The 20,773-nt window shown below is 70.0% G+C and carries 15 protein-coding genes and 1 pseudogene; 7 read left to right on the top strand and 9 right to left on the bottom strand.

Annotation, left to right across the window (positions count from 1 at the left end):
* Nucleotides 1-233: 233 nt before the first annotated feature.
* Nucleotides 234-908 (bottom strand): Crp/Fnr family transcriptional regulator, encoded by a 675-nt coding sequence (locus ACFU95_RS41170; protein WP_030046018.1) that lies wholly within the window; start codon nt 906-908, stop codon nt 234-236.
* Between the two features lie 273 nt (nt 909-1,181).
* On the opposite strand from ACFU95_RS41170, the gene nth reads away from it, so the two are divergent.
* From nth to ACFU95_RS41185, 3 genes are all read left to right on the top strand, one after another.
* Entirely contained in the window at nt 1,182-2,225 is a 1,044-nt protein-coding gene (gene nth, locus ACFU95_RS41175) for an endonuclease III (protein ID WP_383839652.1), read from the top strand.
* A gap of 105 nt (nt 2,226-2,330) precedes the next feature.
* On the top strand, nt 2,331-3,026 hold the full coding sequence (locus ACFU95_RS41180; RefSeq protein WP_383839655.1) for an NUDIX hydrolase: 696 nt from the start codon (nt 2,331-2,333) through the stop codon (nt 3,024-3,026).
* Nucleotides 3,027-3,039: 13 nt separating this feature from the next.
* The gene (locus ACFU95_RS41185; RefSeq protein ID WP_383839658.1) at nt 3,040-4,239 is read left to right on the top strand and encodes a MarP family serine protease; all 1,200 of its coding nucleotides are present in this window, start codon (nt 3,040-3,042) and stop codon (nt 4,237-4,239) included.
* Between the two features lie 13 nt (nt 4,240-4,252).
* On the opposite strand, the gene ACFU95_RS41190 is transcribed toward ACFU95_RS41185, so the two are convergent.
* The 6 genes from ACFU95_RS41190 to ACFU95_RS41215 form a co-directional block, all read right to left on the bottom strand.
* Nucleotides 4,253-4,435, bottom strand: coding sequence for a hypothetical protein (locus ACFU95_RS41190; protein ID WP_383839661.1), 183 nt, complete (start codon nt 4,433-4,435; stop codon nt 4,253-4,255).
* Between the two features lie 127 nt (nt 4,436-4,562).
* On the bottom strand, nt 4,563-5,513 hold the full coding sequence (locus ACFU95_RS41195) for an alpha/beta fold hydrolase (RefSeq protein ID WP_383839664.1): 951 nt from the start codon (nt 5,511-5,513) through the stop codon (nt 4,563-4,565).
* On the bottom strand, nt 5,510-6,013 hold the full coding sequence (locus ACFU95_RS41200) for a phage holin family protein (RefSeq protein ID WP_383839667.1): 504 nt from the start codon (nt 6,011-6,013) through the stop codon (nt 5,510-5,512). The genes ACFU95_RS41195 and ACFU95_RS41200 overlap by 4 nt, the downstream gene beginning before the upstream one ends.
* A gap of 77 nt (nt 6,014-6,090) precedes the next feature.
* The gene (gene nhaA, locus ACFU95_RS41205) at nt 6,091-7,530 is read right to left on the bottom strand and encodes a Na+/H+ antiporter NhaA (RefSeq protein ID WP_383839670.1); all 1,440 of its coding nucleotides are present in this window, start codon (nt 7,528-7,530) and stop codon (nt 6,091-6,093) included.
* Nucleotides 7,531-7,734: 204 nt separating this feature from the next.
* Entirely contained in the window at nt 7,735-9,693 is a 1,959-nt protein-coding gene (gene acs / locus ACFU95_RS41210) for an acetate--CoA ligase (RefSeq protein WP_383839672.1), read from the bottom strand.
* A gap of 362 nt (nt 9,694-10,055) precedes the next feature.
* Nucleotides 10,056-12,635 (bottom strand): bifunctional SulP family inorganic anion transporter/carbonic anhydrase, encoded by a 2,580-nt coding sequence (locus ACFU95_RS41215; RefSeq protein ID WP_383839675.1) that lies wholly within the window; start codon nt 12,633-12,635, stop codon nt 10,056-10,058.
* A gap of 373 nt (nt 12,636-13,008) precedes the next feature.
* On the opposite strand from ACFU95_RS41215, the gene ACFU95_RS41220 reads away from it, so the two are divergent.
* Nucleotides 13,009-14,280, top strand: coding sequence for a hypothetical protein (locus ACFU95_RS41220; RefSeq protein WP_383839732.1), 1,272 nt, complete (start codon nt 13,009-13,011; stop codon nt 14,278-14,280).
* Here the strand turns inward: ACFU95_RS41220 and ACFU95_RS41225 are convergent.
* Entirely contained in the window at nt 14,270-15,280 is a 1,011-nt protein-coding gene (locus tag ACFU95_RS41225; RefSeq protein WP_383839678.1) for an ATP-binding protein, read from the bottom strand. The two genes, ACFU95_RS41220 and ACFU95_RS41225, sit on opposite strands and share 11 nt — an antisense overlap.
* Before the next feature lie 101 nt (nt 15,281-15,381).
* On the opposite strand from ACFU95_RS41225, the gene ACFU95_RS41230 reads away from it, so the two are divergent.
* Nucleotides 15,382-16,206, top strand: coding sequence for an oxidoreductase (locus tag ACFU95_RS41230; RefSeq protein WP_383839680.1), 825 nt, complete (start codon nt 15,382-15,384; stop codon nt 16,204-16,206).
* A 412-nt stretch (nt 16,207-16,618) separates the two neighbouring features.
* On the opposite strand, the gene ACFU95_RS41235 is transcribed toward ACFU95_RS41230, so the two are convergent.
* Nucleotides 16,619-17,452, bottom strand: a complete 834-nt coding sequence (locus ACFU95_RS41235; protein WP_383839683.1) for an HAD family hydrolase — start codon at nt 17,450-17,452, stop codon at nt 16,619-16,621.
* Nucleotides 17,453-18,010: 558 nt separating this feature from the next.
* Here ACFU95_RS41235 and ssd point away from each other — a divergent pair.
* Nucleotides 18,011-19,137, top strand: a pseudogene (gene ssd / locus ACFU95_RS41240) (septum site-determining protein Ssd).
* A 374-nt stretch (nt 19,138-19,511) separates the two neighbouring features.
* Nucleotides 19,512-20,744 carry a TadA family conjugal transfer-associated ATPase gene (locus tag ACFU95_RS41245; RefSeq protein ID WP_383839686.1) on the top strand — a complete coding sequence of 411 codons (1,233 nt, stop codon included), beginning with the start codon at nt 19,512-19,514 and terminating at the stop codon, nt 20,742-20,744.
* Nucleotides 20,745-20,773: the final 29 nt, after the last annotated feature.

Raw genomic sequence — 20,773 nt, forward strand, 5'->3', positions numbered from 1 at the left:
TTGGGCTTTTGCCAGGAGGTGCCGAGCCTTGACACCGGACTCTGCGGGCGGACACCCCCCGACGCGTCCCCTTGCCGCCGTACGCGGCCGCCGGGGCCGTGGCGGTACGCGCCATCCCCCGGTGCGTCCCCTTGCCGCCGTACGCGGGTGCCGCTCCGTGGGGGCTGGGCCTCCCCAAGGGTAAACGCGAGGGGCCCCGCCTCGTGGTGAGGTGGGGCCCCGGGGGCGTGTGGCTAGCGCGAGCGCTTGGCCAGGCGCTCCACGTCCAGCAGGATGACCGCGCGGGCCTCCAGGCGAAGCCAGCCGCGCTGCGCGAAGTCGGCCAGCGCCTTGTTGACCGTCTCGCGCGATGCGCCGACCAGCTGGGCCAGCTCTTCCTGCGTCAGGTCGTGCACGACGTGGATGCCCTCTTCGGACTGCACGCCGAAGCGGCGGGAGAGGTCCAGCAGGGCGCGGGCCACGCGGCCGGGGACGTCCGAGAAGACGAGGTCGGACATCGCGTCGTTGGTGCGGCGCAGCCGGCGGGCTACGGCACGCAGCAGCGCGGTGGCCACCTCGGGGCGCGCGTTCAGCCAGGGCTGGAGGTCGCCGTGGCCCAGGCCCAGCAGCTTGACCTCGGTCAGCGCGGTGGCGGTCGCCGTGCGTGGGCCCGGGTCGAAGAGGGACAGTTCGCCGATGAGCTCGCCGGGGCCGACGACAGCGAGCATGTTCTCGCGGCCGTCGGGAGACGTGCGGTGGAGCTTGACCTTGCCCTCGGTGACGACATAGAGCCGGTCGCCCGGGTCGCCCTCGTGGAACAGGGAGTCGCCACGGGCGAGGGTGACCTCACTCATGGAGGCGCGCAGTTCCGCGGACTGCTCGTCGTCCAGAGCCGCGAAGAGCGGGTTGCGCCGCAGAGGGTCGTCCACGAGTTCTCTCCTTGTCGACCTGCTCAGGGGATCTTTCCCCTACGTACCAGGGGACCGTGCTCCCCATTTTGCCGGACGGTCCAAACAGTGTGATCTGTCACAAGGATGCCGCACACGTGTCCCGAGGTAAGCGGCAGGGGTCCAATTGGGGGCTGATCTTCAGGGGCCAGGGCGGATGTCGGTGCCGGGCTCTAGGCTGGCCGGGTGTCCAAATCGCCGGTGAGAGCACAGGCCAAGGGGGCTGGGCGGGTGGTTGTACGTCGCGATTCCGCTGTGGGCGAACAGGGTCCCGGTGGCGGAAAGAAAACGACAAAAGGGGCGAAAAAGGCGGCTGGTGAAGTGGTGGCAGGTGGCGGGAAAACTGCGGCGAACGAGGCTGCGGGGGTGAAGAAGTCGGCGGGGGTGAAGAAGTCGGCGGCCGCGAAGAAGGTGACCACCAAGAAGGCGGTCGCCAAGAAACCCGCCGTCGCTCCCGGCAAGGCCACCGCCGTGGTCAAGGGTGCCTCCTCCGTCAGAACGGTCAGTGTGAAGCCTCCTGCCGCCGAGTCCCGGACCGCGCTCGTGCGTCGTGCGCGGCGTATTAACCGGGAGCTCGCCGAGATCTACCCCTACGCCCATCCCGAACTGGACTTCGTCAACTCGTTCCAGCTCCTGGTCGCTACGGTTCTGTCCGCCCAGACCACCGACCTGCGCGTCAATCAGACGACCCCCGCGCTCTTCGCCAAGTACCCCACTCCCGAGGATCTGGCCGTCGCGAATCCGGAGGAGGTCGAGGAGATCCTCCGTCCGTGCGGGTTTTTCCGGGCCAAGACCAAGTCGGTCATGGGCTTGTCGAAAGCGCTGGTGGAAGACCACGGTGGCGAGGTCCCGGGTCGGCTCGAAGACCTGGTCAAGCTGCCCGGCGTCGGCCGCAAGACGGCCTTCGTGGTGCTCGGCAACGCCTTCGGCCGCCCCGGCATCACCGTGGACACGCACTTCCAGCGGCTGGTGCGGCGCTGGCAGTGGACCGAGCAGACGGACCCCGACAAGATCGAGGCCGAGATCAGCGCGCTGTTCCCCAAGAGCGACTGGACGGATCTCTCGCACCACGTGATCTGGCACGGCCGCCGCATCTGCCACGCCCGCAAGCCCGCGTGCGGTGCCTGCCCCATAGCGCCGCTCTGCCCGGCGTACGGCGAGGGCGAGACGGACCCGGAGAAGGCGACGAAGCTTCTGAAGTACGAGAAGGGCGGCTTCCCGGGCCAGCGTCTCAACCCCCCGCAGTCCTATCTGGACGCGGGCGGCAAGCCGGCCCCGCCGCTGGGGACGGCCGGATGATCGGGCGAGGAGGACGGATCGGGGCGTCGCCGTGCGGTCGTACGGCCCGGCAGGAACGATCTAGGTGCCGTCGGGCGTTGGACTGGGCAGGACGACGGGGTGGCGATGACGCGAGCGAGTGATACGCAGGACGGGCCGGTGATGCTGAGCAAGGACGGGCTGCCGGACTGGCTGGACCCGGTGGTGCGGGTGGTCGAGACGGTCGAGCCGGTGCAGCTGAGCCGGTTCCTGCCGCCGGAGAACGGAGCGGGGCGGCAATCGGCCGTGCTCGTTCTCTTCGGCGAGGGCGAGTCCGGGCCCGAACTGCTGCTGATGGAGCGGTCCAGCTCGCTGCGCTCTCATGCCGGCCAGCCCTCCTTCCCGGGCGGCGCCCTCGACCCCGAGGACGGCGACCCGCAGGCCGACGGGCCGCTGCGGGCCGCTCTCCGCGAGGCCGAGGAGGAGACCGGGCTGGACCCCAGCGGTGTCCAGCTCTTCGGTGTTCTGCCGAGGCTGTACATCCCGGTCAGCGGCTTCGTCGTCACGCCCGTGCTGGGCTGGTGGCGCGAGCCGAGCCCGGTCGACGTCGTCGATCCGAACGAGACGGCCCGCGTCTTCACCGTTCCCGTGGCGGATCTCACGAATCCGGACAACCGGGCCACGACCGTCCACCCCAGCGGTCACCGAGGCCCGGCATTTCTGGTCGAATCGGCGCTGGTGTGGGGTTTCACGGCCGGGATCATCGACCGTCTGCTCCATTTCTCGGGCTGGGAGCGGCCTTGGGACCGTCAGAAGCAGGTCCCGCTCGACTGGCGGTCATGACAGGGTGTCTGCCGTGAACGTGCTGGACATCCTGTTGCTGGTCGCCGCCGTGTGGTTCGCGATCGTGGGCTATCGCCAGGGCTTCGTCGTCGGCATCCTGTCGGTGATCGGCTTCCTCGGCGGCGGTCTCGTGGCCGTGTACCTCCTCCCGGTCATCTGGGACGCGCTGACCGACAACGCCGAGGTGAGTACCACCGCCGCCGTCGTCGCGGTCGTCGTCGTCATCGTCTGCGCCTCCGTCGGCCAGGCCCTGACCACCCACCTCGGCAACAAGCTGCGCCGGTACATCACCTGGTCCCCGGCCCGCGCCCTGGATGCCACCGGCGGCGCCCTGGTCAACGTCGTCGCGATGCTCCTCGTGGCCTGGCTGATCGGCTCCGCCCTCGCCGGGACGACACTGCCGACGCTCGGCAAGGAAGTCCGTAACTCCAAGGTGCTGCTCGGCGTCTCGCGGGCGTTGCCCGACCAGGCCGACACCTGGTTCGCGGACTTCTCCTCCGTGCTGGCGCAGAACGGCTTCCCGCAGGTCTTCAGCCCCTTCGCGAACGAGCCGATCAACGAGGTCCAGCCGCCCGATCCCGCCCTGGCCAACAGCCCGGTGGCCACCCGCGCCCAGCGATCCATCGTCAAGGTGATGGGCACGGCGCCGAGTTGCGGCAAGGTCCTGGAGGGCACCGGCTTCGTCTTCGCCGAGCGCCGCGTCATGACCAACGCGCATGTCGTCGGCGGCGTCGACGAACCCACCGTCCAGATAGGCGGCGAGGGCAGGAAGTACGACGCGACGGTCGTCCTCTACGACTGGGAGCGCGACATCGCCGTACTCGACGTGCCGGACCTGGCCGCGCCCGCTCTCCAGTTCACGGCCACCGACGCCGAGAGCGGCGACAGCGCGATCATCGCGGGCTTCCCGGAGAACGGGGCGTACGACGTGCGTGCCGCGCGTGTGCGCGGGCGGCTGCCGGCCAACGGCCCCGACATCTACCACCGTGGCACGGTGAGCCGTGACGTCTACTCGTTGTACGCGACCGTCCGCCAGGGCAACTCCGGCGGCCCGCTGCTCACGCCCGAGGGCAAGGTGTACGGCGTGGTCTTCGCCAAGTCCCTCGATGACGCCGACACCGGCTACGCGCTCACCGCGGACGAGATCCAGGAGGACATCGTCAAGGGGCGTACCGCCAACCAGCAGGTGGACAGCGACAGCTGCGCGCTCTGACGGTCGGCCGGGGTCAGCCGCGCGGGTGGCGCAGGCGCACCGAGACCCAGCGGGCCCGGCGGCGCAGAATGCGCGGAATGCCCACTCGGAGGTCCGCGCCCTGCATCTGCGGGGCGCTGCCTCGCGGGTGGGAGCTCAGCCCTCCGGCGGAGCGTCGATTGCGTGCTGCGTCACTGTAGTCGTGCGTCCAGCCCATACCCCGACGTCTGCCCCTGCCCCAAGGTCGATAACCGCCCCCAGGGCCCCCAATTGGCCTATGCGCCAGGCAATTGGCTGTTCGTAGTACACGTGTTCAGGTCCGGATACCGGGCGCATCGGCGCGGTCACCGATCGGGTTCGGGATCTTTCAGCCAGTTGATCAGTTCGGTGGAGAAAGCGACCGGGTCTTCCTCGTGGGGGAAGTGTCCGAGGCCGTCGAACAGCCGCCAGCGGTACGGGGCTTCGACGTACTCGCCCGAACCCGCCGCGCTGCGCGTGCGCATGACGGGGTCGAGGGAGCCGTGCAGGTGGAGCGTCGGCACCCGCACCGGTCGCTTCATACGCCGGTTGAACTGGATGCCGTCGGGGCGGGCCAGCGAGCGCACCATCCAGCGGTACGGCTCGATGGAGCAGTGCGCCGTCGACGGGATGCAGATCGCGCGGCGGTACGTCTCCACCGCCTCGTCGTCGGGCAGGCGCGGGCCCGACCAGTCCCGGATCAGCCGCGCGACGAGCGCCCCGTCGTCGGCGGTCAGCTGACGCTCGGGAATCCAGGGCCGCTGGAACCCCCAGATGTAGGAACTCGCACTCGTCTGCTTGACGTCCGAGAGCATCGCCGAGCGCCAGCGCCGGGGGTGCGGCATGGACGCGACCGCGAGCCGGCGGACCAGCTTCGGGCGCATCACGGCCGCCGTCCAGGCCAGGTATCCGCCCAGGTCATGGCCGACCAGCGCGGCGTCCGGTTCGCCGAGCGAGCGGATCACGCCGGTGACGTCGAGGGCGAGGTTGGCCGGGTCGTAACCGCGCGGTGTGCGGTCGCTGCCGCCGACGCCCCTGAGGTCCATGGCCACGGCCCGGAAGCCCGCGTCGGAGAGGGCGACGAGCTGGTGCCGCCACGTCCACCAGAACTGCGGGAAGCCGTGCAGGAGCAGCACCAGCGGTCCGTCGCCCATCTCCGCGATGTGGAAGCGCGCACCGTTGGCGGCCACGTCCCGGTGGGTCACCTCTTTCCCGCCGGGGACGTCCAGTCGTACGACCGAGGCAGGTTGCGCCGAGGGGGTGGCGGGATCCGTCATGACGACGAGCGTGCCACAGCCTCGATGGCCGCGGGCGCCCGGTCCTCCAGCTCCGGAGTCGTCACGGGGGCCGGACGCGGATGCGGCTTGGCCTTCTGGAGGACGCCCGCCGTCTCCTTCACCGAGGCGGCGACCTTCTGCGGTCCCTTGCTCTTCTTGGCCTTCTTCGCGAACACGACCCCGATCAGGACGAGGACGAGGGCGATGAGGACGTTCGCCGCGAAGGACAGCAGGAAGCAGATCGCGAGGTTCCAGTCGCTCCAGGTCCGAATCCCGTACGCGAGGGCGAAGTTCAGCATCGGCAGGGAGAACACCAGTACCGCGCCGGCCACCGTGAAGGCGCCGCCGCTCGTCGCGCCGCGCTTGACGTCCTGCTTGAGCTGAGCCTTCGCCAGGGCGATCTCGTCGTGCACCAGCGCCGACATCTCGGTCGTCGCCGACGCGAACAGCTGGCCGATGCTGCGTTCGGCGCCGACCGGGCTGCCGTCGGGTGCGCTCATCGCGGTCTCCCTCGTAGATACGGTTCCGTCTTCTGCCTGACTGCGTACGGTTCCGTCTTTTGTACCGTCCCGTCAGATCATGCCCGACGATGCTCCTCGTCGCCTGCCCCGCCCGCCACTTCGGCAAGCCTGTGGCGTGCGGCGGCCTTCTCCTCGGCGAGCCGACGGTGCTCGGCGGCCTTGCGCTCGTGGACGGCGGCCATCCGCAGGTGGTACTCCGGCTCGTCCTGTTCGTAGATGTCCGGAATGCCGTCCGCGTCCTCGTCGCGTTCCTCGTCCTCCCACAACCGGCGGTACTTGGCGTTCCGTATCTTCAGCAGGATCGTCGCCAGGATCGCCGCGGTGAGCGAGCCCATGAGTACGGCCGCCTTGACCTCGTCGGTCAGTGCGGCGTCGCCCACGAAGGCGAGCTCGCCGATGAGCAGCGAGACGGTGAAGCCGATGCCGGCGAGGGTCGCGACGGCGAAGACGTCGGCCCACTCCAGGTCCTCGCTGAGCGAGGCCCTGGTGAAGCGTGCCGTCAGCCAGGTGCCGCCGAAGATGCCGACCGTCTTGCCGACGACCAGCCCGAGGACGACACCGAGCGTCTCCGGCTGGGTGAACACATCGCCGAGCGCGCTGCCGGAGACAGCCACACCGGCGCTGAACAGCGCGAACAGCGGCACGGCCAGTCCCGCCGACAGGGGGCGTACGAGATGCTCGATGTGCTCGCCGGGCGAGTGCTCCTCGTCCTCGTGCCGGGTGCAGCGCAGCATCAGGCCCATGGCGACGCCCGCGATGGTGGCGTGGACGCCGCTGTTGTACATCAGCCCCCAGATGACGAGGGCGAGCGGGACGTACACGTACCACCCGCGCACGCCCTTCCTCAGCAGCACCCAGAAGACGGCCAGTCCGACGGCGGCACCGCCGAGCGCGGCGAAGTCGATCTGCTCGGTGAAGAAGATCGCGATGATCAGGATCGCGAACAGGTCGTCGACGACGGCGAGCGTGAGCAGGAAGGCGCGCAGTGCGCTCGGCAGGGAGGTGCCGATGACGGCGAGCACGGCGAGGGCGAAGGCGATGTCCGTGGCGGTCGGCACCGCCCAGCCCGCCGTCGAGCCGTGCCCGGTGACGTTGGTCAGGGTGTAGACGAGCGCGGGTACCGCCATTCCGCACAGCGCGGCGACGACCGGCAGTACGGCCGCCTTGGGGTCCTTGAGATCGCCGGCCACCAGCTCACGCTTGAGCTCGATGCCGGCGACGAAGAAGAAGATCGCGAGCAGTCCGTCGGCGGCCCAGTGCTCGACGGACAGACTCAGGCCGAGGGCCTCGGGGCCGAGGTGGTAGTGGCCGACGCTCTCGTAGCTGTCGTGCAGCGCGGGGACGTTCGCCCAGACCAGCGCGGTGATCGCGGCGACGAGCAGCAGCACCCCACCGACGGTCTCGGTACGCAGCGCCTCCGCGACGAAGTTCCGCTCGGGGAGGGACAGCCGTCCGAAGACCTTGCGGACGGGGGCGGGGGTGCGGGGCGGGGCCACGAGGGAGACCTCCGGTCGGTGGGCAGGACAGAGCACATGCCGACCAGACTTCCCGGCGCACCTGAGGTTGCGACTGTTTTGGTTAGTTTACCTAAGGGCGCCCGGGAGTGCATCCGTCGATCTCCACGGTACGTATCGCACGTACACGAAGGGCACCCGGCGCGCCTGTCGCCGGGTGCCCTCGGTGTGCCCTCGGTGCCGTGCTCAGTCCTCGCTCGGCGCTGCCGGGAGCTTCGCCTGGATGAGGTCCATGACGGTCGAGTCGGTCAGTGTCGTCACATCCCCGAGCTGGCGGTTCTCGGCGACGTCGCGCAGCAGACGGCGCATGATCTTGCCGGAGCGGGTCTTGGGCAGCTCGCCGACCGGCAGGACCCGCTTCGGCTTGGCGATCGGGCCGAGGGTGGCGCCGACGTGGTTGCGCAGGTCGTTGACCAGGCCCTCGTCCTCGGCGTTCGCCGTGCCCCGCAGGATCACGAAGGCGACGATCGCCTGCCCGGTGGTCTCGTCGGCGGCACCGACGACGGCTGCCTCGGCGACCGACGGGTGGGAGACCAGGGCGGACTCGACCTCCGTGGTGGAGATGTTGTGGCCCGACACGAGCATGACGTCGTCGACGCGCCCGAGGAGCCAGATGTCCCCGTCGTCGTCCTTCTTCGCCCCGTCACCGGCGAAGTACTTGCCCTCGAACCGCGACCAGTACGTGTCGAGGAACCGCTGGTCGTCGCCCCAGATGGTGCGCAGCATCGACGGCCACGGCTCGGTCAGGACCAGGTAGCCGCCACCGCCGTCGGGCACCTCGTTCGCCTCGTCGTCGACGACGGTCGCGGAGATGCCGGGCAGCGGGGTCTGCGCGGAACCGGGCTTGGTCTCGGTCACACCCGGCAGCGGCGAGATCATCATCGCGCCGGTCTCGGTCTGCCACCAGGTGTCGACGATCGGGGTGCTGTCGGCGCCGATGTGCTTGCGGTACCAGATCCAGGCCTCGGGGTTGATCGGCTCACCCACGGAACCCAGCACCCGCAGGCTGCTGAGGTCGAACTTCGCGGGGATGTCGTCGCCCCACTTCATGAACGTACGGATGGCGGTGGGCGCCGTGTACAGGATCGTCACCCCGTACTTCTGCACGATCTCCCAGAAGCGGCCCTGGTGCGGCGTGTCCGGGGTGCCCTCGTACATGACCTGCGTCGCGCCGTTGGCCAGCGGCCCGTACACGATGTACGAGTGCCCGGTGACCCAGCCGACGTCGGCGGTGCACCAGTACACGTCCGTCTCCGGCTTGAGGTCGAAGACGGCGTGGTGGGTGTACGCGGTCTGGGTGAGGTAGCCGCCGGAGGTGTGCAGGATGCCCTTCGGCTTACCCGTCGTCCCGGACGTGTAGAGGATGAACAGCGGCTGCTCGGCGTTGAACGCCTCGGGGGCGTGCTCGGCGGACTGCCGCTCGACGATCTCGTGCCACCAGACGTCACGGCTGTCGTCCCAGGCGACGTCCTGGCCGGTGCGGCGGACCACGAGCACATGCTCGACATTGCCTGCCTTGTGGGCGGCCTCGTCGACGGCCGGCTTCAGGGCGGACGGCTTGCCGCGCCGGTAGCCGCCGTCGGAGGTGATGACGACCTTGGCGTCCGCGTCCTGGATCCGGGTGGCGAGGGCGTCCGCCGAGAAGCCTCCGAAGACGACGGAGTGCGCGGCGCCGATCCGGGCGCAGGCCAGCATCGCGACGGCCGTCTCGGGGATCATCGGCATGTAGACGGCGACCCGGTCGCCCTTCTGAACCCCCAGCTCCAGCAGGGCGTTGGCCGCCTTGGAGACCTCGTCCTTGAGCTCGGCGTAGGTGATCGCGCGGCTGTCGCCGGGCTCGCCCTCGAAGTGGATGGCGACCCGGTCGCCGAGACCGGCCTCGACATGCCGGTCCACGCAGTTGTACGCGACGTTGAGCTCGCCGTCCTTGAACCACTTCGCGAACGGCGGGTTCGACCAGTCCAGTGTCTCCGTCGGCTCCTTGGCCCAGGTCAGCCGACGGGCCTGCTCGGCCCAGAAGCCGAGCCTGTCAGCCTTGGCCTGCTCATACGCCTCCGCCGTGACGTTGGCGCCGGCGGCCAGGTCGGCGGGGGGTGCGAACCTGCGCTCTTCCTTCAGCAGGTTGGCCAGGCTTTCGTTGCTCACGACATCTCCCTTTCCCAGGGTGTCCGTTGTGTCCCAGGCCACAGCTCATCAGACCTGGGGGCCCGATGACAAGGGTCGACGGAAAATTGGTTTAGACCTGTCGGCGAGGGTGGGCGCGGGTGGCGTTCTCGGCGCCGGGGTCATCCGTTCCCACGGACGCCGGACGGACGCGGTTCAGGTCTGTAATCCCTTTCACACTCCGACCCGGTCCAGGTGAGACACCGTCCCACGGGAAGGCGGCCCTCATGGGAAGGCGGCCCTCATGGGAAGGCAGCTCTCATGGGTACGCGGCCCCGAGGGGAACGCGGCTCCACCAGGAAACGCGGCCCCGCACGAACGGGGCCGCGCTCACCTTCCCCGCGTCATGCCGACAGATTCGCCACGCCCACATGGTCGAACACGTCGTCCTCCCCCTCCCCGCTCTCCTCTGCGAGCAGATACGCCTGCGCCTCGCCCACGTGGAAGTACATCCCGTGCAACTCCAGCATCCCTTCCCGCAGGGCCCGGCCCACCGACTCGTGGGCGCGCAGATGCTCCAACTGCTGGACCACATTGGTCAGGCAGAGCTGCTCGGCCGCGTCGGCCGGTGCGCGCCCGGCGAGTCTGGCCCACGGCCGGCTCTCGTCGGACATCCGCTCCAGGCTCGGCTGCCCATGCCGCAGCCACCTTTTCAGCGGGGTCTGCGTGTCGTCCGGCTCGGAGCTGAGCAGCGCCTGCATCGCCCCGCATCCGGAGTGCCCGCACACCGTGATGGACCGCACCTCCAGGACGTCCACCGCGTACTCGATCGCGGCGGCCACCGAGTCGTCCCCGCTCTCCTGGCCGGGCAGCGGAACGAGGTTGCCCACGTTGCGCACCACGAACAGGTCGCCGGGACCACTGGAGGTGATCATCGACGTGACCACCCGTGAGTCCGCGCAGGTGAGGAACAGCTGGGAAGGCTGCTGCCCCTCACGTGCCAGCCGTGCCAGTTCACCCCGCACCAGGGGCGCGGTGTTGCGCTGGAACGCGCTGATGCCCCGGGCCAGTTGGTGGGCGCTCGGCCGACTCCCGTCCGTGCCCCCGACCCCGTCGACCGGGCCCGCACCGAGTCGGCCGGACCCAGTCGGGACTACGGCACCGGTCGTACCACCGGCATCGGCGGTTCGGCCGGCCGCGTCGAGCTCACCGGTGCTGCCGGAGGCGTCGTCGGCGCCGGGGGCGTCGGCCGTATCGCTGCCGTCCGACCCGGTCGCACCCTTTTCCCCGGGGTGACCGCCGCCGGCTGCGACGGACTCCGGGATCTCGCACTGGTGATTGCGCCAGGGCGTCCAGGGGTGGCAACGGCAGTCGGCCGCGTCCGCCATGGCCGTCCCCGCGTCGAGATGGAGGCCGACCGGTCCTGTCGGTTCGCCGATCCGGACCCCGGACCTGCGGCCGATCAGCTCGACGGTGCCGCCATGGGCGGTCTGCGTGTTCTGCCAGTCCTGAAGTGACTCGTACGCCGCGTGGTCCATGAACGACCCGTCCAACTCCACGACGGCGTGGGCGCCTTGGGGTACGAGATGCAGGGCCCGGCTGAGCCGTGGCACCGCGAGGAACGTGAGCTGCCCTCGTACACGTACGTGATGGACTCCTTCCGTCTCGTCATGCGTGATCCGGGTGCGGGTGAGGCGGTGCAGGGCGACGGCGACGGCCATGGCGATCCCCAGCGTCACGCCTTCCAGGACGCCGAAGAACACCACGCCGAGGGTCGTGACGGCGTACACCAGCACTTCTCGGTGGCGGGTCACCGTACGGATGTGGTGCAGGGACACCATCTGGATGCCGACGGCCATCACCAGGGCGGCGAGCGAGGCGAGCGGGATGAGCTCCAGGATCGGGACCATCAGCAGTGCGGCGACTACTACGAGAACGCCGTGCAGCATCGTGGAGTTCCGGCTGACGGCACCGGCTTGAACATTCGCGGAACTGCGCACGGCCACCCCGGCGACGGGCAGGCCGCCGAGCACGCCGGAGACGACATTGGCGGCACCCTGTCCGAGCAGTTCACGGTCCAGGTCGGAGCGTCCGACGCGGGCGGACAGCTCAGGCCGGGTGGCGACCAGCTTGTCCACCGCGACCGCACCGAGCAGCGACTGCACGCTGCACACCAGCGTGATGGTCAGTACTGCGGCGACCAGGCCCAGCACCGGGCCTTCGGGGAAAGCGGCCAGCGCGTGGCTGCTCCACGACGGGAGGTCGACCTTGGGCAGGCTGAGTCCAGTGAGGGACGCGGTCGTGCTGGCTCCGGCGACGGCGACGAGCGGGGCCGGCACCTTGCGCAGGAGCCGGCCGGCGCGGCCGGGCAGCCGGGGCCAGACCAGCAGCAGGGCCAGGGTCAGCGCGCTCACCGACAGGGCGGCCGAGTGCGCAGAGGCCAGCTGGGCGGGCAGCCCGCGCATGTTGTCGAGTACCGAACTGTGCGGGGTGCCGCCGAGGACGATGTGCAGCTGGGCCACGGCGATGGTGACGCCGATGCCGGCGAGCATGCCGTGCACGATGGCGGGGCTGACGGCGAGCGCGCTGCGTGCCACGCGTACGAAGCCGAGGCCGAGTTGGGCGATGCCCGCGAGGACGGTGATGGCGCAGGTCGTACGCCACCCGTACTGATGGATGAGTTCGGCGGTGACGACCGTGAGGCCGGCGGCGGGGCCGCTGACCTGGAGTGGGGTGCCGCCCAGGTAGCCGACGACGAGCCCTCCGACGGCGGCCGCGACGAGGCCGGCCTGGAGGGGCGCGCCGGTGGCGAGGGCGATGCCCAGGGACAGGGGGAGTGCGATCAGGAAGACCGCGATCGAGGCCGACAGATCGGCGCCCTCGACGCGGAGTCGGCGGGGCGGGGTCGGCGGGGGGCTGTGGGGTTCGTGGATGCGCTTCTCTCGACTCGGGTCGTCGGCGCGGGTGGGAACGAAGGCTGACATGGTTTCCCGTCTCCTCCGGGGCAGCGCGGTCGCGGATCTGGCGGTCCCCCGCTCTCGGGCGAGGGGTCGGGTCGCGGCCGTGTGGTCACGGCATGCAGCGGCGGGATGCATCAACAGTCGGTAAACAGACCGTAATGCAGAGTAAAGGGCGGGAATAGTTTTTCCGAGCAAATGGACTAATAAATCCCCCTGAAGGGTGAAGCGGCCGATTAGTTGGCTTGTCGTACTAATTCCTTCTCGGTCCCATGCGACCTTGGCGGCGCTGTCGGCACCCCGAGAGAAGGAAGAAGGTGGACGGAACATGGCCGCCACCCGCAGAAACGCCGCCCCCCGCACGATCGCCGTGGCGCGGAGGGCCGCCGCGACGCAGCGGATCGCACAGGCGCACAGGATCGCTGCGGGGACCGCGATCGCCGCGGTCTGTGCCGCGTCGCTCGCCGGTTGCTCGACCGGCGACGACGGTCGCGAGGGGGTGCCCGGACCACAGAAGGCGAAGCCGGCGGCGCCCGCGCCGCAGAGCGTCATGCGTCTGATCGGCGACGGATCCACCGCGTACACCGGAGCGCAGCCGCATCTGCCCAGACCCGAGCGAATGAAGCCAGGTCAGAGACCGCCGCAGTTCGTGGTGTTCTCCTGGGACGGCGCCGGTGAGGACAGCCAGAAGCTGTTCTCCCACTTCCGCGCGGTCGCCAAGGCGAACAACGCGACGATGACGTACTTCCTCAGCGGTGTGTACATGCTGCCGAACCACAGACGCGATCTGTACCGGCCGCCCCAGCACTCCCCGGGCCGCTCCGACATCGGCTTCAACGACGAGGAGGGCATCGCCGACACCGTGAAGCAGCTGCGCCTCGCGTGGCTCGAAGGCAACGAGATCGGCACCCACTTCAACGGCCACTTCTGCGGCAGCGGCGGCGGAGTCGGCGAGTGGTCGGTGGAGGAATGGAAGGACGAGATCACCCAGGCGAAGAAGTTCGTGAAGTCCTGGAAGACCACCACCGGCATGACACGGGCGGCCCCTCTGCCCTTCGACTACGACAAGGAGCTCATCGGCGCCCGCACGCCCTGTCTGGAGGGCCGCAAGAACTTCCTCAAGGCCGCGCGTGAGCTGGGCTTCCGCTATGACTCCAGCGGCGTCAACAATCAGGTCTGGCCCACGAAGAAGGCGGGACTGTGGGACCTGTCCATGCAGCTGGTGCCCTTTCCGGGGCACTCCTACGAGCAGCTCACCATGGACTACAACTTCATGGTCAACCAGTCGGGCACCGCGACCCAGGGTGATCCCGCCAAACATGACTTCTGGGGCGACCAGATGCGGGACGGCCTGCTCAAGGGCTTCTACCGGGCGTACGACGGCAACCGTGCGCCCCTGATCATCGGCAACCACTTCGAGTCCTGGAACGGCGGCACCTATATGCGCGCTGTCGAGGACGTCGTCGAGGCGGTGTGCAACAAGCCTGACGTACGCTGCGTCTCCTTCCGCCAGCTCGCCGACTGGCTGGATGCCCAGGACCCGGCGACCTTGAGGAAGCTGCACACCCTGGAGGTCGGTGAGGCCCCGAAGCAGGGCTGGGCGTCCTTCCTGTCGGGACACCCGGCCCCGGCCCCGAAGGGAGTGCCCGGGGCGCCTGCGGTCAAGCAGTAGGAGTCAGACGCGAGTTGTCCTCGGGGCGGGCGAGGGCGTTCTCGCCGAGGACGAAGCCGGGATCGATCTGCGCCGCCAGATCGGCCCCGGTGCGCTCGTTTCCCCAGGACCGGGCGTTCTTCAGGTGGAAGTGCACCATCTGGCGGGTGTAGCGCTCCCAGTCCCGCAGCTCGTAGGTCGCGTCCGCGGCCGTGCGCAGCCGGCGCAGGGCGAGCTGGTTGGCATCCTCCAGGAACTCGAACCGGGGCGGGCGGCCCTTCTCCATGGAGCGCACCCAGTCCGAGTGCCCGATGGTCACCAGCAGGTCGTCCCCGACCTCGGCGCGGAGGAAGTCGAGGTCGTCCTGACCCTGCACCTTGTTGCCGACGACCTTCAGGATGACGCCGAAGTCGCGGGCGTACTCCCTGTACTGGCGATAGACGGAGACCCCCTTCCGGGTCGGCTCGGCGACGAGGAACGTGATGTCGAAGCGGGTGAACATGCCCGAGGCGAAGGAGTCCGAGCCCGCCGTCATGTCGACCACGACGTACTCGTCGGGGCCGTCCACCAGGTGGTTCAGGAACAGCTCCACCGCCCCTGTCTTCGAGTGGTAGCAGGCGACCCCCAGATCGGAGTCCGTGAAGGGGCCGGTGACCATCAAACGGACGGCGCCGCCGTCGAGTTCCACCGGCCGGGCGCAGGCGTCGTACACCGGGTTGTCCTCGCGCACCCGCAGCAGCCGCGACCCGTCGCCGGGCGGTGTCGTCTTGATCATGGTCCGGGCGGAGTCGATCCGAGGATTGGAGCCGCGCAGGCAGTCCTTGATCGCCGAAAGCCGCTCGCCCATCGCGGGCAGCGCGGCGGCCTCCGTCTCGTCGAGGCCGAGGGCGGCTCCCAGGTGCTGGTTGATGTCGGCGTCGACGGCGACCACGGGCGCACCGGCGGCGGCGAGGTGGCGAATGAACAGGGAGGACAGGGTCGTCTTGCCGCTGCCGCCCTTCCCGACGAAAGCAATTTTCATGTTCACGAAGGGTAGTCGCGTGATAGCTGTACGTGGCGGGAGTGCGTGAAGAAGGCCACTCGATCGTGGGGTGCGGGCCCGGGGTGCGTAGTGTCGTACTCATGAGTACGACAGGCGCGGCCGCCGATCCGCTCGCGGCCCTCGGTTCACTGCCCGGAGTGCCCGAGTCCGTGGAGTCCGTGCGCAAGGCTGTGGACCGCACGTACGGGCACCGGATCATGCGGCGTCGCAGCAACGAGATCACCTCCGAGGCGGCCCTGCGCGGGGCCCGCGGCTCCGCGGCGCTGTCCGGGGCCGACTGGGCGCTCGAAGAGGTGCGTCGGCGAACCGACTTCAGCGGTGACGACGAGGCGCGCGTCATGGGCGCGTCCCTGCGGTTGACGGCCGAGGCGGGGCAACTGCTGTCCATCTGGCGGCAGTCGCCGCTTCGGGTGCTGGCCCGGCTGCACCTGGTGGCCGCGGCGAGCAATGACGACCGGGTCGGACGGCCGCGGCAGGGGGACGAGCCCGTCGACGAGCCACTGGTCGAGCTGCCGTTGCCGAGCGCGGCGGAGGTGCACGGCCGGCTGGAGGGGCTGTCCGAGCTGATCATCGCCGGCGGTTCGGCGCCCGCACTGGTGACGGCCGCCGTCGTGCACGGTGAGCTTCTCGCCCTGCGCCCCTTCACCAGCCGCAACGGCTTGATCGCGCGCACGGCCGAACGCATCGTCCTGGTCGGCAGCGGACTGGACCCGAAGTCCGTCTGCCCCGCCGAGGTGGGTCACGCGGAACTGGGTCGCGCGGCCTATCTCGCGGCATTCGACGGTTACGTCTCCGGAACCCCCGAAGGCATGGCCGCCTGGATCGCCCACTGTGGCAAGGCGATCGAGCTCGGGGCGCGCGAGTCGACGGCCGTCTGTGAGGCGCTTCAGCGCGGCGCGGCGTAAAGCACGCGCGCGTGGGGTGTCGTAAAACACGAAAAGCCCCGCGCGGGGGCTCATAAGAGTTGCGGCGGTACGAGGATTCGTACCGCCGCTGGCATGTTCACCGGGTTACCAAGCGTCCTCGATATGTTGCCCATCAGGTCGGGAACTTTGCCCGTCACCTGGTGCGGCTGGCCCGTAATCGACGGGTCGACGTCGCGTGGGTGCCCAATGTTCATGCTCGGTCCGTGGGGCCAAATGCGTATTTAAGGTGATCCTCTCGGATGTCCTTGGTCTCGCGGGCCGTTGAGTCCTTTGTACTCCAGGACCCAACCAAGCGGAAGGCCTGGCCACAGTTCTTTACTTTTGTTCGCAAAACGGAGACAAACGGACTTCGGTGTGTCGAACGAGGTGTGTGAAACCCGGGAAGGGCAGTTCAGGCGAGCGTGGAACGGCGTCGGCTCGCGTACCAGACGAGGCCCGCGGTGGCCGCCGCCGCTCCTACCGCCGCGGCGGCGACGAGGGCGGGGCGCGGCGGCACGGAGAAGGACGGAAGCCGCTGCTTGAGCCGAACGGGGCGATGGAAGTCGAGAATCGGCCACCCGCGCGCGAGTGCCTCGCGACGCAGTGCGCGGTCGGGATTCACGGCGTGCGGGTGGCCGACGGACTGGAGCATCGGCAGGTCGGTGGCCGAATCGCTGTAGGCATAGCAGCGGGAGAGGTCGTAGCCCTCGGACTCGGCCAGCTCCTTGATCGCCTCGGCCTTGGTAGGGCCGTACGCGTAGTACTCCACCTCCCCGGTGAAGCAGCCGTCCTCGCCCACGACCATGCGCGTGGCCACCACGCGGTCGGCGCCGAGCAATTCGCCGATCGGCTCGACCACCTCGGCGCCCGACGTGGAGACGATCACCACATCACGACCTGCGGTGTGGTGCTCCTCGATGAGGGAGGCTGCCTCGTCGTAGATGATCGGGTCGATCAGGTCGTGCAGCGTCTCGGCGACGATCTCCTTGACCTGCTGGACGTTCCAGCCGCGGACGAGCGCGGAGAGGTACTCGCGTGTGCGCTCCATCTGGTCATGGTCCATACCGCCCAGGCGGAAGACGAACTGGGCATATGCGGTTCGCAAGGCGGCCCGACGGTTGATCAGACCGCCTTGGTAGAACGACTTGCTGAACGTGAGCGTGCTCGACTTCGCAATGACCGTCTTGTCCAGGTCAAAGAAGGCCGCTGTGCGGGGCAAGGAGTGGTTTTCCACGACCCTGAGCATAGGTGCAGCCCATTCGGCGTAAGGTGGGCGCGTGGGTTTGCCTGAGAGGGCTCTCGGGTACACCATGGAAGTCACGGATCGTTCGCGACCGTGCTAACCCGGTCCGACTCCTCCCCCCCCGAGTCGGCCGTGGAGACGACCCCCGCTCTCCCCCCCGGCGGGGGTCGTCGCATGTCCGGGTGGGTTTTCCTCTTTTCAGCGTGGCCGAGAGGCCGCAGCGAGGCGTCTGAGGACGCCCGGTCTGCATGCCCATGATCCGTCACTGTGTGTAGCTGTCGCGCTGCTCTGCGGAAGTCGCACAGAGGTCGGTGCGGGGGTCACCGGTTTGGGTGACGGCGATATTCACAACCACCGAGTTGTCCACAGTTATCGACCAAGATCCACACGATTTCCGGGATCGCTGCACCGTGATTCCAACGCGCACCGCTCAGGCCGACTTCATGGCCGGTTCTGGTTAGTCGGGCGTGTTTGGCCGGTTCGTATCGGCCGTTCATATGGAGGCCGGTTGCCGGTTCTTCACACGTATGGGAATCGCGGGGCCGCAGGGCTGCGCGAGTGATGCAGCGAAGGGGGACGGAAACCGTGACCGCAGTCGTCACAGACGATCCGCCGTCCGCCGCCTCAGGGCGGCCGGGCAAGCCGTTGATCGTCACGGAGGACGCCGAACTGCTCGACGATCTGTTGCGCCGTGCGCGGCGGCAGGCGCCACACCCGAGGTCCACCACGGAGTGCCCGAGACCAGGGGTGGCTGGGAGGCCGCGCCGCTCGTCCTGGTCGGCGACGACGCCGCACGCCGCGTGCGCGGGGTCGCCCGCAGACGAGGAGTGGTGCTCGTCGGCCGAGATCAGGACGACTCCGGGGTCTGGCGCCGGGCCGTCGAGATCGGCGCCGATCACGTCCTGATGCTGCCCGACGGCGAGCAGTGGCTGGTCGACCGCATCGCCGACGTCGCCGAGGGCGTCGGCCGTCCTGCTCTCACCGTCGGCGTCATCGGCGGACGCGGTGGGGCCGGGGCTTCCACGCTCGCGTGTGCCCTCGCCGTGACCGCCGCGCGTGAGGGGCTGCGCACGCTGCTCGTGGACGGCGATCCGCTGGGTGGCGGACTCGACGTGGTCCTCGGCGGCGAGGCGGCCGACGGCCTGCGCTGGCCCGCGTTCGCCGGCTCGCGCGGGCGGCTCGGCAGCGGCGCCCTGGAGGAGTCGCTGCCGAGACTGCACTCGCTGCGGGTCCTGAGCTGGGATCGCGGCGCCTGCGTCGCCGTCCCACCGCCGGCGATGCGCGCGGTGCTCGCCGCGGCCCGGCGCCGGGGCGGCACGGTCGTCGTCGACCTGCCCCGCCGTATCGACGACGGGACGGCGGAGGCCCTCGCCCAACTCGATATCGGCATCCTCGTGGTCCCCGCCGAACTGCGCGCCGTCGCGGCCGCCCGGCAGGTGGCCTCCGCGGTCCAGTTGGTCCTGCGGGATCTGCGGGTGGCGGTACGCGGGCCGTACGCGCCCGGGCTCGACGACCGCGAGGTGGCGCGTCTGCTGGAGCTGCCGCTGCTGGGTGAGGTGCCGCTGGAGTCGGGACTGCTGCCGCCGCACGAGAGCAAGGAGCCTCCGGGGGCGGTACGGCGGGGGCCGCTGGCGCGGTTCTGCCAGGAGTTCTGGGAGCGCGCGCTGCTTGAGGCGAGGGCGGCATGAGCGACGACCTGAGGGGCGGCATGGGTGAGGGCGTCAGTACGGCTTCGGGGCCCGATCGGGTGAGCGGTGGCTCGGTGCGGGCGTCCCCTGAGCGGTGGAGGTCGCGCGGGACGGAGGCCGGGACAGTCCGTAGGGCCACACCGAGATGGGCGATGGAGGGCTCGGCGAGCGAAGCTGTAGCGCGGTTCGGGCCGGACGATTCGGTGGGCGCCGTCGCGGCGCGGCGGGTGCCGCACGGTTCGACGAGCGCCGTTGTGGCGCGGCGGCGGCCGGAGGTCGCGAAGAGTGCGGCCACCGAGCGGCGGGAGTCGGGCGATCGAGGCGGCCCCACGGCCGGGCCATGGGCATCGAACAGGACGGTCACCGGGCCAGGTATGCCGTTGGGGCTGCTCGACGGGGTGCGGCAGTGGTTGGCCGAGAGCGGCGGCGAGCCGACGCCCGCGCGCGTGGCGCAGGCCCTGCGGGAACAAGGCAGGGTACTGGGAGACGCCGAAGTCCTCGGGGCCGCCGAGCAGTTGCGGTCCGAACTGGTCGGCAGCGGCCCGCTGGAGCCGCTGCTCGCCGATCCGTCGGTGACGGATGTGCTGGTGTCGGCGCCGGACCGGGTCTGGGTGGACCGGGGCGGTGGCCTTGAGCTGACCAACGTGTTCTTCCCGGATGCGGCGGCCGTACGACGCCTCGCGCAACGCCTCGCCGCGGTCGCCGGGCGACGACTGGACGACGCGCGGCCCTGGGTGGACGCCCGGCTCCCCGACGGGACCCGGCTGCACGCGGTGCTGCCACCGGTCGCCGTCGGCTGCGCCTGCCTCTCACTGCGGGTCGTACGGCCCAGGGCGTTCACGCTCGACGAGCTGGTCGCGGCCGGCACGGTGCCGCCGGGTGGGGACCGGGTGCTGCGGGCGCTGGTCGACGCGCGGCTGTCCTTCCTCATCAGCGGCGGGACCGGCAGCGGCAAGACGACGCTGCTGAGCGCGTTGCTCGGGCTGGTCGGGGCCGGCGAGCGGATCGTACTCGCGGAGGACTCGGCGGAGCTCAGGCCGGAACACCCCCATGTCGTAAGGCTGGAGAGCAGACCCGCCAACCAGGAGGGCGCCGGGCTCGTCACCCTCGAGGACCTGGTGCGACAGGCGCTGCGGATGCGGCCGGACCGGCTGGTCGTGGGCGAGGTGCGCGGGGCCGAAGTGGTCCACCTGCTGGCCGCGTTGAACACCGGCCACGAAGGAGGCTGCGGGACTGTCCACGCCAACGCTGCGGCCGACGTCCCGACCCGGCTGGAGGCCCTCGGCACGGCGGCCGGGCTCGACCGCGCCGCGCTGCACAGCCAGTTGGCGTCCGCGCTATCGGTCGTACTCCATCTCGTACGCGACCGGACCGGGCGTCGGCGGATCGCCGAGGTGCATGTGCTGGAGCGGGAGCCGTCGGGGTTGGTCCGTACGGTGCCGGCGCTGCGGTGGCGCGCGGAGGGGTTCGTCTGCGAGCGGGGGTGGGAGCGGCTGCGGGGACTGCTGGGGAGAGAGGGCGACGAGGGGCGCCGGGGCCGTGTGGGTACGGGCGGGGGCGCGCAGGAGGGGCGTGGTGATCGTGACATGCGGGGTTCGGTGACGTGAGGGAGTCAGTGACGTGCGGGGTTCGGTGA

This window comes from Streptomyces sp. NPDC057623, assembly GCF_042800355.1.
Lineage (GTDB): Bacteria > Actinomycetota > Actinomycetes > Streptomycetales > Streptomycetaceae > Streptomyces.

What these genes read in the sequence shown, in the direction of transcription:
- ACFU95_RS41180 (WP_383839655.1), top strand. Translation starts at nt 2,331, where the DNA reads ATGACGCGAGCGAGTGATACGCAGGACGGGCCGGTGATGCTGAGCAAG.
- ACFU95_RS41190 (WP_383839661.1), bottom strand. Translation starts at nt 4,435, where the DNA reads ATGGGCTGGACGCACGACTACAGTGACGCAGCACGCAATCGACGCTCC.
- ACFU95_RS41195 (WP_383839664.1), bottom strand. Translation starts at nt 5,513, where the DNA reads ATGACGGATCCCGCCACCCCCTCGGCGCAACCTGCCTCGGTCGTACGA.
- ACFU95_RS41200 (WP_383839667.1), bottom strand. Translation starts at nt 6,013, where the DNA reads ATGAGCGCACCCGACGGCAGCCCGGTCGGCGCCGAACGCAGCATCGGC.
- ACFU95_RS41215 (WP_383839675.1), bottom strand. Translation starts at nt 12,635, where the DNA reads ATGTCAGCCTTCGTTCCCACCCGCGCCGACGACCCGAGTCGAGAGAAG.
- ACFU95_RS41225 (WP_383839678.1), bottom strand. Translation starts at nt 15,280, where the DNA reads ATGAAAATTGCTTTCGTCGGGAAGGGCGGCAGCGGCAAGACGACCCTG.
- ACFU95_RS41230 (WP_383839680.1), top strand. Translation starts at nt 15,382, where the DNA reads ATGAGTACGACAGGCGCGGCCGCCGATCCGCTCGCGGCCCTCGGTTCA.
- ACFU95_RS41235 (WP_383839683.1), bottom strand. Translation starts at nt 17,452, where the DNA reads ATGCTCAGGGTCGTGGAAAACCACTCCTTGCCCCGCACAGCGGCCTTC.
- ACFU95_RS41245 (WP_383839686.1), top strand. Translation starts at nt 19,512, where the DNA reads ATGCCGTTGGGGCTGCTCGACGGGGTGCGGCAGTGGTTGGCCGAGAGC.